The organism is Psychrobacter sp. 4Bb, assembly GCF_002836735.1.
GTDB lineage: Bacteria > Pseudomonadota > Gammaproteobacteria > Pseudomonadales > Moraxellaceae > Psychrobacter.
This window is the reverse complement of sequence record NZ_PJAS01000040.1, coordinates 1-12,257: the sequence shown is the minus strand read 5'-3', so window position 1 is coordinate 12,257 and position 12,257 is coordinate 1. Positions and strand designations below refer to the sequence as shown.

Below are 12,257 nucleotides of genomic sequence, written 5' to 3'. Positions count from 1 at the left end.
CGCTACTTTTCTTGTTTAAGCCACGCCCTAAAGCATAAAAGCCAGATTAATGACAAAACATTAACCTAGCTTATTAAATGGTATAAAGCGTTCTGCAATTACTCAGTAGGCGCCAGTGCAGGATAGCCAAGAGCGTACAAAGTACCTTCAAGTCCTGTCACGTTGATAGCGGCATCAGCACGTGCTTGAACGATTGGTTTGGCATGATAGGCCACACCCAGATCGGCCAGTGCCATCATCGGTAAGTCATTAGCACCGTCACCGACACAGACCACTTGTGACATCTCAATGCCTAAGCGCTCGGCAGTATGCTCAACGATAGCGGCTTTTTTGGCACCATTGACAATAGGCCACTGTACATGACCAGTGACTTCACCTTCCTCGATATCTAGAGCATTGGCATGTACTTCATCGATACCTAGCTGCTCAGCGATATAACGGGCAAAATAAGTAAAGCCGCCCGAGACCAGCACCGTATGATAACCCAATGCTTTCAACGCGCTGATCGTCGTGCGCGCACCAGTCGATAACGTTAAGCGACTACAGATATCATCAAGCACATCAGTAGAAGTGCCTTTTAGCAAGGCCACACGCTGAGCAAACGATTCGTCAAAATCAATTTCACCGCGCATTGCGGCTTCAGTGATGGCTTCAACTTCTTCGCCAATCCCAGCCGTTTTTGCTAGCTCTACGATGACTTCTTGCTCAATCAAGGTCGAGTCCATATCAAAGCAGGCAAGTTTGTGCGTCCGTAGCATATGACCAACAGACAAGATATGACAGTCTACGACGTTTATGTTGCCTGTGCTATCTGCACTGCGTGTATTGTTATATTCTTCAGTTAGGTCACGACGCAGGCGAGTGGTCAGCTGATCATCAATGATGTGAGCGGCTGCGGTTTTTTTACCAGGGTGCATTAGTGTGTCAGTGACTGGTACTAGCAGATAACGGTAGACCTGAGTATGGGTAAAGGGTAGGCGCTGTGCGTCTGCTGCTGTAGGCTCTGTATCAGATACCATGATATTGACGAAGCTAGCGTCAGTATCTTCGGCAACGGTCACTAGATGCCAGCTTGGCTGTTCATCGACCCACGACTGAACGTACTGATGAATATCTAACGCGGATACCTGAGTAGGTAGTACTACGATGAGCGCAAAGACAGGTAGCGACTGTAGCGCATCAAAGTCTTGCAAATTGGTATCTTCGGGTAATAATGCCGCAATAGAATCGACGGCTTGTTGCCATGCTTTGCTGTCTTTTGGTAACGAATAAGATGTATTTTTTGGCATGGCTCAATTGTCCCTTGTATGCTCATATAAGATTAGGAATAATAACAGTTTTACTGGGCAACGCCTATAGATGACGCGCAAAGTAACAATGATGCTAAAAAACAGATTTTATGGCGTAAGAAGCCATAGAAAACGCGATAGAGTTATTATGATAAATTTATAAAGCGCTCACGCTATAAGGCTTATTATGGTGATATAGTAGATGAGATAAGCTGGCTGTTTACCGACAGTGCATTCGCAAAAGGTTGCGAAGCTAGCAACAATATTGATGGTGTTGATAGTCGTTAATAATCAGTACCGCTTTATTACTACGTGCGCATCATAGTTGGCACATATTACAATTGTTTAAAAATTAGCCAAAAAATGAGCAATAGCCTCGTTTTTTAATTTCTTCTCTCCAAAAAAGTTTAACATATCATGACGTATTTAGCGCCGCGGCAAGGGTTGTTTGCCATTATTCTTCTGGTTAGTTTTTGTTTGCAGACGCTGTTATTGGTCATTAGTACTGACCAACAGCTGAGCAATAGTCGTGCGTTAAAAGGCGAGCAGATGGTCGCCCAGCTGATTGATGAAGCAAGGTTGTCCTTAGAAAATAAAGACCGTGTGAGTTTAAGCGTTATTGCCAATCGCTATACCAGCGAGCAAGACGTCACACGGATACTGATTAAGGACAACAACGATGATATCTTGGTGCCAGTAGGCAATGCGCCAATGCAGCAAGGTGACACCATTCGTCAAATCGCCACCAATGGCGATGCAGTTATCGGTAGCGTTGCACTGACCCTAAAAGACGTCAGCAAAGGCGAGATTATCGCCATGCAATGGCCGTTCGTCATCGGCACCATGCTGCTACATTTACTGCTTTGGTTGATTTACGGTTACCTCGCTCGTCCGACCAAAGAGCAAATCAATGCATTAAGTCGAGATATCCAAGAGCTGTATCGTGACCAATATAGACCAGTCGATCAACGCGGCTATGACCGTGAACTTGAGCGCCAGTCAACGGGTCAATCAGCGTCTCATTTAGCAGACAGTCAAGTAGCGACTGATAATACGGCTAATGCCACAGATGACGAAGTGACTAATGCCCGAAAGTTTAATGTGCATAATGAAGTGAACGAGTACCTTAGAACTCAGCAAAACCAAGAGACAGGTAGCGATACTGAAAATCTAGCGAGTGCGAGTGAAGGTGGCGAAAGCGAAATAGCAGATACAGACGGTGTTGCTTCTCAAGCTGCCAGCCATACGTCTAAACTGTCTGCCACCCGAGCCGTTGATAGCGTCAAAGTTCAAATCGTATTCCATGATGAGTTCAATATGCTTGAACGCCTTGCACCTGCGCAGCGTCTTCCGTATCTAGCGCTCTGCACCCAGCTGCTGAATCAAGCCGTGACTGAGTTGTTAAGACAACCATTGCTATTGGGCGTGAGTGCGATGAATGAAGCGCACTTTGAAGACAATGGTGCAAGTGTGGTACTAAAGGCTGATAATAGCCACGCAAAAGTAGCGCTCGCAGGCGTGATGCTTGCCAAGCTATACTTAATGCTCAACAAAATTATCCACGACAAGCACATTGAGCTGTCGCGCTTTGCCTTGCCAGCAAAAGCGGGCGTGAGCGATGAGGCGCAGTCAGAGCCAATGACTCACTTGCTCCAGAGTATTGGCAAAAAAGAGCAGCTATTAATATTATTGCCAAATGCCGGTCTCAAGCAAATCAGCAATCATGTACAAGTACATAACATCATGCGCCCAACCACTGTCTACGAGCGTGAGTGTGCGATATTTGATGGGGCTAACGACTCATTGATTCAGCGTTTGGCTGATGTGCGCAACGCAGTTCTGATGATTGAAGATGAGGATGAGCTACACATTTAATGCCCACTGTATTTGGTCATTTATATTACAATTGTCTGTTATATAGCCTACTGGACTATCTTAATCGTAGGGTTGAAATGTACCATATTGCGAAAAAGGATTGACAACATTCAATAGAGACTTTATAAGGCATATATATATTGATGTATTCTTAATACCCTTGCCTAAAAATGATAGGAGTTTGTCATGAGTGACGCTGATATTGACGACGATTTTGATGATGATTTTGTCGACGATGATGATGCAAAGATGGTTGAAGAAGCTGAGACGAGCGTACGTACACGTTTAAGTAGTCTTGAAAAACGTCGGCTAATCGATAATTTGCTAGAAGAAAAGCGTTTGGCTAAAGAGTTAAAAGACGATCTAGACGACATAGACAACTTCGATGAAGACGGTGACGATTGGGATGATGACGATTTTTAATTTGTCGGCATCCGTCGTTTCAGTGGACTAAAGTGCTCTAGTGGCTACTTTAACGGCAGTGGCTATTTTAATGACTAAAATTATTCATCCCATCAAACTGGTTGCCTGTTGTTTGCTAATTTTCTAGGTTGCTCGCAACCAGTTCATCTCGATAATACTTACCTGATAGAGGTTGCTTGAGTTTGATTAATTAAGCAGCCTTTAGTCTTAAAATAAGTACTCGTCCTCTTTTATTTAACCGATCGCCCACTGCGATTGATGACATCTATCTGCTAAGGAAAACCAAATTATGAGTAACCAACTAAGTTTTGATGAATTACTAGACTATTTGGACAATCAAGAAAGCCAGTTTGTGCTAGATAGTGTCGCAGCGCATGGTTTTTTGACAGCGACAGTCATCGGTCGTCCATTGCCTAACTGGATGGATGCCCTGTTCGAAGGTCACGTAAGTGAAATTCCAGAAAACGTTATCGACGGCATCAAACGCTGGCGCGATTCGATCATGGCTGAGCTAAAAAACGAGACGCCTATTGAATTACCATTTGGTGAAGATGCTGGTAACGAAGAAGTGGCGGTTGATTTCTCTGACGAGTCAGACATCGTTGCTTGGTCAATTGGTTTTGTCGATGCTATGTATGGTGATGAAGCGAGTGATTGGTTTGAAGATCAAGAAACGGCAGAAGACGTCGCAGTATTGACCTTGCCAATGATCGTACTTAGCGGTATCGATGATGAAGATCCAGAGCTATCTGAGATGCGTAAAGACGAAGACAAAATGGTACAGATGGCCAATAGCATCGAAGGCAATTTGACTGAGCTGTTTTTATTGTTTCATACCAACGATTAATAAAGCTAAGAAACAGCGCTGTTAACGGTGCTGTTTCTGTCTTGTCTATGCTGTATCGCAGCGCTTTGATTTACTATATATTTTATAAGTCACCGATAAGGTCGTCCTATGACTGTGCAACTCTCTAACCTTGAACACTTACCTAACTATCAAATCACTGAACGCCTAGACGTGGTGTACGGTAGTACCGTGCGTTCAAAGCACGTAGGCAAGGATCTGTTTGCTGGGTTAAAAAACATCGTTGGCGGTGAGCTGACGGCTTATACCGAGCTATTAGAAGAGTCACGCCAAGAAGCAATCGATCGCATGATTGTCAAAGCAGAGGCGCTCGGTGCTGATGCGGTGGTCGGTCTACGTTTTTCGACTTCTAGTATCGCCCAAGGTGCCTCAGAGCTGTTTGTCTATGGTACGGCGGTCAAGGTCGCGCCGATATCACAGCAGCAATATCAAAACCCGCCAAGCGATGGTTACAACCATTCTAATCAAAATGTGAGTACTCAGACCCAAGTCGCACCCGATGATTTACCGCGCTTCAATCCTTTTGGTTGATTCTATAATACTAAAAGCTACAATACCAAATCCTACAATGCTAAAAGCACCGATGCTTTTTATGATGAGAAACGTGCTATGAATGATTCACTCACGCAAGTGCTCATCAATTACGGGCCGTTTGTCTTCTTATTCGCAGCTGGCTGGTTCTTCGGGTCACGCCATGAGCGTCAGCATTTGGCACAGCTAACAGTAGCAGAGCAAGCATTGGGCGATATCACTGTCTCAAGCGAACGTCTATATCGTCCCAAGTTAGCAGCGGGCAGTGAAGGCGAGCTAGTGCTTGGTAGTGTCGTCATCGCTCAAGATTACTTCAAAATGATTATCGCTCGCGTATTAAGTGTCTTTGGTAAAAATTTAACCACCTATGAGACTTTGCTAGATCGTGCGCGCCGCGAAGCCATTGTTCGTATGCGGACTGAGGCAAAAGCCAAAGGCTACACACATATCTATGGGTTACGCCTTGAGGTAACCAATGTCAACCAATTAGGCAGTATGGTCGAAGCCATCGCCTACGGTACAGCTGTTATCAGTATTAACCATATTCACTCTACATCTGCTATAAATCATAAAATCCCCGCCTAAATCATTTCTACTTTTTTATCAAGTGTAAAAACCTATAATTGACTGACGAGTAGTCAGAAAAATCAAAACCATACACTTTTACAACGATATACTGAATTTTGCCGTTCCGTTATTATTTCGGTTCGTAGTAACCAGTTTTATCAAAAATTGTCGGTTTAAAAACACGACTGTATGGAAAAGTGTCATATAAAGAGCTGACAACGTCGGTGGCTTTTACCCAAGATATCAGCAGGATTGGCTGATTGAGCATGACGAGGTTGTCATAAACCTGCCCGTGTAAGGGCTCTATCTACAAGGATGTAGTTATGGAAGGTGTTGAGTTAGTCACGTTTATAAATGCAAAAGTCATTCCCATTAGTATCTTTTTGATTATGATGGGGATGGGATTGTCCTTAGTTACCAATGATTTTAAGAGAGTCGTCAAATACCCTAAAGCAGTCGCTATAGGCTTGACCAATCAGCTAATATTCTTACCATTGGTAGGTTTTGCTTTGGCAACCTCCATGTCTCTCGAGCCAGAGTATGCCGTTGGAGTTATGTTGCTAGTACTGTGTCCTGGTGGCACGACATCGAATCTATTTACCTATTTAGCTAAAGGTGACGTCGCACTTTCGGTCACCATGACCGCTATTGCCAGTGTCATTACCGTATTTACCATTCCTATCGTCCTCAGTTTTTCGCTCGTATACTTCATGGGTGCGGGTAGTGAGTTTCAGTTGCCAGTGGTCAAGACCATGATCAGCCTAATCGCTCTGACTATCTTACCCGTCAGTATTGGTATGTTGATCAAACGCTATGCGCCTAACGCGGCAGATAAGGGACAGGTGATGGTGTCTCGTTTTGGCGTGATATTTTTGAGCTTCTTGGTACTTTTCTTAAGCTATGTGCAACGAGACATTATCGTTGAAGCGTTAATCGCTACTGGCCCTGTGGCATTGATATTGAACGTATCGACGATGGCGCTTGGTTATTACACCAGTAAATGGTTCGGTCTAAATCCTGCGCAAAGACGCTCGATTACTATGGAAGTCGGCCTACAAAACAGTACGCTTTCAATGTTTATGGCGTTGACGCTATTGGCTAACTATAAGATGTCGATGACGCCAGCCATTTATACGCTAATCATGTTCTTGACCGCTGGTATCATGGTCAGAGTATTTACTGCCCAGCATAATAAAGCCAAAAGAACTGAGATAGAAAACAGCGTATTGGCAGCACGTAGAATGTAAGAGGTTTAAAATAACCGTAGTAACGCATTGTTGCGCCAGTTGAGACAGTACTTGGCAAAAACCAACAGTGTATGGTGCAATAAATTAAGCCCATAATCCGCTTTGTATAATGAAGCAGGTTATGGGCTTTTGTGTTTAGTGCTCGTTTTAACTCAAATCAGTTTAGCTCAAACCAGTTTATCTCAAGTCTAGAATCTTCGTCTGTCCATTTTCGCTCTTGCCTCGGCGGCTTGCTCTTTGACTTTTTCAATTTCAAATAAGAACGTACGGTTTTTGAGTACCGCGACGAATACCACACCGCCGACCGTATTGCCCACCAGTACCACAACTAAAAATACCAAGTAGCGCCAAAGACTGACGGTATTGCCGTATAGCAGCGCTGAAAATACCTCAATATTACCCACGATACTATGATGCAAGCCTAAAAAACCAATACTACCAGTAATCAGCGTCACCAGTACGATACGACTAAGCGTATCTCGTGCAGAGGTCACTAGCCATGCGGCCACGCCCATCATCCAACCTGCCAGCACGGCGCTACCAAAAATAACCCACCACTCAAAACCTAAGATATGCTCGGCATAAACATCAATAGCATGGTCTGTAAACAGGTGCATACGTAGCCCCAGACCAATCATTAACGCCGCAAAGATACAACCGCCAACGATATTACCAGCGATGACAATGCCCCATAGCCGTAACAGCTTATGTAGCGGCTCAATTTTATTTAAGACAGGCAGGCTCAAGAGGGAAGTCTGCTCCGTAAATAATAACGACTGACCAATCACCACGATAATAAAGCCGATTGGATACAGCAGTGACGACAGCACCATGGCATAGCGACTTGGTATCACGTCATTGAGCAAGGCAAACGCTGATAAAATCATAAAAAAGCTGATGCCAATCTCTAGCCCAGCCGTAAAGGCACTGGTAAATAACGAACCAAGTGAACGCTCAAAGGTTTCTTTGGCATGGATAACTTGCTCAACTAAGATACTGGCGTAGCTTTTTGCTTGGCTTAGATTGTCGTCACTGGCGACCTTTTTGATGGTTTCTTTGTCTTCGTCGCTAATTTCTTCTGGCAAGTCGTCATTTTCTAAGTCTTCGGTGGCTTTAATAGGTTCGTCTGCTTCCTTGTCTACCTCAATGTCTTTAGAAGGGCTGCCGCTTTCTTTTGGTGTATCGCCACCTTCAGGCACAGGAGTAGTGGTACTCGCATTTGTACGCTCATCGTTTGGTCGATTAGCCTGAGAATCATGGTCATGCTCGGTATCTTGGGACACGGTTGGCTCGCTGGTTATAGGCTAATGATTTTGTTACATAAGTAATCTCTATTATATTTCCCATTCTTTTGATTGCTGTTGTTAATTGATTAACAATTTGAGTAATAAATCGCCTTCAGGCTTTATAAATTGCCTTACCATCTAACAAAATCTGCCTATCTGCGTTAAAATCACACTATCAACTACTTTTCCTGTTTTTATAGCGTTTCGCGCTATCTCATTTTGACCACATTCATTATCAACAATAAGATCACCCTATTATGAGCAATCCTAATACCGATACCAGCATTGATAGCAATGCGAAAACCAATCTGACCCAGTCGATCCAAGCGGCGCTAAGCCAATTAGAGAGCGCCTATAACCCTGCGGAAGTTGAAGCAGGTATGTACCAAGGCTGGGAAGAAAGCGGCTATTTTCAGCCGACTTTTGATAAAGACGAGTCATTTTCTATTGCCTTGCCACCGCCAAACGTCACTGGCTCGCTACACATGGGTCATGGTTTTAACAATGCGATCATGGATGCGCTCACCCGTTATCACCGTATGGATGGTGACAATACGCTGTGGCAGCCGGGTACGGATCATGCGGGTATCGCAACCCAGATGGTCGTTGAGCGTCGTCTGGAGGCGCAAGGTATCAAGCGCCGTGATATGACGCGTGCAGATTTCATCGATAAAGTCTGGGAATGGAAAGAAGAGTCAGGCGGCAATATCACTAGCCAGATTCGCCGTTTGGGCAGCTCGGTTGACTGGTCGCGTGAGCGCTTTACCATGGATGATGGTCTGTCCAATGCGGTAAAAGAAGTGTTCGTTCGTCTATTTGATGATGGTTTAATTTATCGTGGTAAGCGCTTAGTTAACTGGGATCCAAAGTTCCAAACCGCATTATCTGATTTAGAAGTAGAAAACCATGACGAAAAAGGCAGCTTGTGGCATTTCCGCTATCATTTCACCGATACAGACCTAACCACCCAAGATGGTAAAAACTATCTGGTCGTCGCTACCACGCGTCCTGAGACACTCCTTGGTGATACCGCTGTCGCCGTCAATCCGAGCGATGAGCGTTATGCGCATTTAGTCGGCAAAACCATTACCTTGCCAATTACGGGTCGTGTCGTGCCTATCGTTGCCGATGACTATGTCGAAAAAGACTTCGGTACGGGTTGTGTCAAAATCACTCCAGCGCATGATTTTAACGATTATGAATTGGGTCGTCGTCATAGCTTGCCATTGATTAACATCCTTGATGAGCGCGCCAACATTTTGCCAGCGATGGAAGTTTATCCTGATTTGCAAACACGTGAGCCAGAGCTAGAGACTACACCGAGCGAATATGCAGGACTTGAGCGTTTTGCCGCGCGTAAATTCCTTGTAGAGCAAGCAGGCGAGCAGGGCTGGCTAGAAGACATCGAGGACTATGCGCTAAAAGCCCCACGTGCTGAGCGTGGCGGTACGATCGTTGAGCCGTGGTTGACCGATCAGTGGTACGTCGCGGTCAAAGAGCTTGCCAAGCCTGCGATTGACGCGGTAGAAGACGGCAGCATTGAGTTCGTCCCTGCCCAGTACAAAAACATGTATATGGCATGGATGACCGACCTGCAAGACTGGTGTATCAGCCGTCAGCTGTGGTGGGGTCATCGTATCCCTGCATGGTATGACGATGCGACAGGTGAGATTTATGTCGCCCGTGATGAGGCGGAAGTGCGAACTAAATACAACCTAAGCGACGATGTCAAACTGCGCCAAGACGATGATGTACTCGATACATGGTTCAGCTCGGGTCTATGGACGTTCAGTACGCTTGACTGGGCAGACGTCAACGCCGATCCACGCGTGATGGACACCTTTCATCCAACCAGCGTGCTGGTGACAGGTTTTGATATTATCTTCTTTTGGGTGGCGCGCATGATTATGATGACCATGCACTTCGTAAAAAACGAAGACGGCACGCCGCAAGTACCGTTTAAGACCGTCTATGTGCATGGTCTGGTACGTGATGGCAATGGTCAAAAAATGTCAAAATCAAAAGGTAACGTCTTAGATCCGATCGATCTCATCGACGGTATTGAGCTAGAAGCGTTGGTAGAAAAACGCACCAGCAACATGATGAACCCGAAAGACGCGGCCAAAATCGAAAAGCAAACGCGTAAAGAGTTCCCAGAAGGCATCCCAGCGTATGGTACCGATGCACTGCGCTTTACCTTTACCTCATTGGCCAGTACTGGTCGCGATATCAACTTTGATCTAAAGCGTGTCGAGGGCTATCGTAACTTCTGTAATAAAATCTGGAACGCTAGCCGCTTTGTACTGATGAACTGTGTCGATGGCGACAGCAATGCCAAGCCTATCGACCAAACGGCGAATCCTGACGTATGGGAATTGCCAGAAAAGTGGATCATGAGTCGTCTGAACTCTAGCATCAAAGATATTCATCAGCATTTCGCTCAGTATCGTCTCGATATGGTCAGCCAAGATATCTATGAGTTTATCTGGAACGAGTACTGTGATTGGTACGTTGAGCTTGCCAAAGCCAGCCTAAATGATGACTCGGTATCGGACGAGCGCAAAGCGCAAATCCGCTATGTACTACTGCACGTACTAGAGACGGCGCTACGTTTCACCCATCCAATCATGCCGTATCTGACTGAGCAAATCTGGCAGACCATCGCGCCGCTACTGGGTCGTAAAAACACCGACAGCATCGTGGTCGCTGACTATCCACAGACCGATGCCAGCCAAATCAGTGAGCAGACTGAAGCGGATATGGCGTGGCTACAAGAACTCATCGCGAGCGTCCGTAACATCCGTGGTGAGATGAAACTGGGTAACGCGGTACGTCTGCCAGTGCTACTACAAAATATCTCTAGCGACGAAGATGCGCGTCTGTCACGCATCAAAAACCAGTTCAAAGCGCTTGCCAAAGTCGAGAGCTTAGAGATCGTCAAAGAAGGTGATGACGTGCCGCTATCGTCATCAAGTATGGTCGGTCAGCTACGGGTACTCGTACCGATGAAAGGGCTAATCGATCCTACGGCTGAGCTGGCACGTTTGGGCAAAGCGCATGAAAAACTACAGAAGCAAGCTGACGGTATCGCTCGTAAGCTAGGTAATGAAGGCTTTGTCAGTAAAGCGCCTGCGGAAGTGGTCGATGCTGAGAAAGCGAAACTGGCTGAGCTAGAAGGGCAGTTGACCGCGATGACGGCGCAGATGGAGCAATTGAAGGCGTTGTAAAAAAGGCAAAAGATTAGAAAGCATGGCCTCAGCATCGGAGTCCTTTAATAAGGGGCAAATATGCGATGCATGAGGCAGTGTCTTTTTAAAGGCTTCGCTCGGCGCTCGTCCCTCGCGCAAGAACAATAAGAGTGACCTAAGTAAGAAAGTATAGGGTAGGTTGGCATTGAGGTGCAAAACCAAAACATGCCTTAACTGTTGGATATTATAGACTCTATCCAGTCTAATAGTATTAGCTATATTAAGTTTTAGTTTTAGAGAAATATAAATTTAGTAAAGAGTTTAAACATATGCAAAGTAATTCTGTTATTTTCTCTAATAAGGCTTCGGATTTACTTGATAAATATCAACTAAGTCTTAAAGATAAAAATACAAATAATTTTCATTGTTATTTGCTGAAATTCTATGAATTACTGGAAAGTTATATATCAGAAGAGGTTTTTATTCAACTTGAAAAGTTACGATCAGAGTGTGAAAATCAGTACGAAGCTGAGGCTCTTGATAAGGATATTAATGATCTGAAAGTCTATTTGGGCATAGGGGAGTATTCAGGTGTTTCTAGTAGTTTAGGTGATAGATTGAAATCTATTAGTATAAGTATTAAGGATATTCACTTTCCGAAAGACGACAATCTAATTTATGTAACTAGTGAAACTAAGGAGGTACTATATAGACTAGGTAGAATAGATTTTATCAACTGTAAGTTCGATTCAAGTCGACTCAGTACAAATGATAATATGTACTTTGAATTATGTGATTTTATAAAAGACATTTATATTACTCCGTTCTATAAGAATGGCTTTGGTGAAAAGTACCGTTATATAAGTTGTAATTTCCATAATAATGTTTATTTATCTGCTTCAGATGATAATAAACAAGAGTTATGCAATGTATTTTTTGAGTGTGACTTTTTAAAAGATGTAGATATCCAAAATTTAAATTTTAAA

10 protein-coding genes are annotated in these 12,257 nt (G+C 44.4%); 8 read left to right on the top strand and 2 right to left on the bottom strand.

From position 1 onward, the window contains the following. Positions 1-98 precede the first annotated feature (98 nt). The gene (gene serB, locus CXF60_RS01410; RefSeq protein ID WP_102090475.1) at positions 99-1,289 is read right to left on the bottom strand and encodes a phosphoserine phosphatase SerB; all 1,191 of its coding nucleotides are present in this window, start codon (positions 1,287-1,289) and stop codon (positions 99-101) included. A gap of 417 nt (positions 1,290-1,706) precedes the next feature. Between serB and CXF60_RS01405 the strand changes: the two genes are divergently transcribed. The 6 genes from CXF60_RS01405 (at position 1,707) to CXF60_RS01380 (ending at position 6,797) form a co-directional block, all read left to right on the top strand. Further along, a complete protein-coding gene (locus CXF60_RS01405; protein WP_102090474.1) occupies positions 1,707-3,164 on the top strand; it encodes a hypothetical protein in 1,458 nt (485 codons plus the stop codon). Positions 3,165-3,350: 186 nt separating this feature from the next. After that, positions 3,351-3,587 carry a PA3496 family putative envelope integrity protein gene (locus CXF60_RS01400; protein ID WP_057761656.1) on the top strand — a complete coding sequence of 79 codons (237 nt, stop codon included), beginning with the start codon at positions 3,351-3,353 and terminating at the stop codon, positions 3,585-3,587. Positions 3,588-3,876: 289 nt separating this feature from the next. After that, positions 3,877-4,434 (top strand): YecA/YgfB family protein, encoded by a 558-nt coding sequence (locus CXF60_RS01395; RefSeq protein WP_057761653.1) that lies wholly within the window; start codon positions 3,877-3,879, stop codon positions 4,432-4,434. Positions 4,435-4,542: 108 nt separating this feature from the next. Further along, the gene (locus CXF60_RS01390) at positions 4,543-4,983 is read left to right on the top strand and encodes a YbjQ family protein (protein ID WP_227526636.1); all 441 of its coding nucleotides are present in this window, start codon (positions 4,543-4,545) and stop codon (positions 4,981-4,983) included. Positions 4,984-5,061: 78 nt separating this feature from the next. After that, a complete protein-coding gene (locus CXF60_RS01385; protein ID WP_102090473.1) occupies positions 5,062-5,568 on the top strand; it encodes a YbjQ family protein in 507 nt (168 codons plus the stop codon). 305 nt (positions 5,569-5,873) lie between these two features. After that, positions 5,874-6,797: a bile acid:sodium symporter family protein gene (locus tag CXF60_RS01380; RefSeq protein WP_101206055.1), complete on the top strand. Its 924-nt coding sequence runs from the start codon at positions 5,874-5,876 to the stop codon at positions 6,795-6,797. Between the two features lie 188 nt (positions 6,798-6,985). Here the strand turns inward: CXF60_RS01380 and CXF60_RS01375 are convergent, their stop codons facing one another. Further along, on the bottom strand, positions 6,986-8,080 hold the full coding sequence (locus CXF60_RS01375; protein ID WP_102090472.1) for a formate/nitrite transporter family protein: 1,095 nt from the start codon (positions 8,078-8,080) through the stop codon (positions 6,986-6,988). Positions 8,081-8,340: 260 nt separating this feature from the next. Here CXF60_RS01375 and CXF60_RS01370 point away from each other — a divergent pair, with 260 nt between their 5' ends. Further along, positions 8,341-11,310, top strand: a complete 2,970-nt coding sequence (locus CXF60_RS01370) for a valine--tRNA ligase (RefSeq protein ID WP_102090471.1) — start codon at positions 8,341-8,343, stop codon at positions 11,308-11,310. A 290-nt stretch (positions 11,311-11,600) separates the two neighbouring features. After that, the coding region (locus tag CXF60_RS01365) for a hypothetical protein (protein WP_145990191.1) at positions 11,601-12,257 on the top strand (657 nt) is incomplete at its 3' end.

Bases quoted from the DNA above. Each gene is read 5' to 3' on its own strand.
- CXF60_RS01385 (WP_102090473.1), top strand. From the start codon at position 5,062: ATGAATGATTCACTCACGCAAGTGCTCATCAATTACGGGCCGTTTGTC.
- CXF60_RS01390 (WP_227526636.1), top strand. From the start codon at position 4,543: ATGACTGTGCAACTCTCTAACCTTGAACACTTACCTAACTATCAAATC.
- CXF60_RS01380 (WP_101206055.1), top strand. From the start codon at position 5,874: ATGGAAGGTGTTGAGTTAGTCACGTTTATAAATGCAAAAGTCATTCCC.
- CXF60_RS01370 (WP_102090471.1), top strand. From the start codon at position 8,341: ATGAGCAATCCTAATACCGATACCAGCATTGATAGCAATGCGAAAACC.
- CXF60_RS01395 (WP_057761653.1), top strand. From the start codon at position 3,877: ATGAGTAACCAACTAAGTTTTGATGAATTACTAGACTATTTGGACAAT.
- CXF60_RS01405 (WP_102090474.1), top strand. From the start codon at position 1,707: ATGACGTATTTAGCGCCGCGGCAAGGGTTGTTTGCCATTATTCTTCTG.
- serB (WP_102090475.1), bottom strand. From the start codon at position 1,289: ATGCCAAAAAATACATCTTATTCGTTACCAAAAGACAGCAAAGCATGG.
- CXF60_RS01400 (WP_057761656.1), top strand. From the start codon at position 3,351: ATGAGTGACGCTGATATTGACGACGATTTTGATGATGATTTTGTCGAC.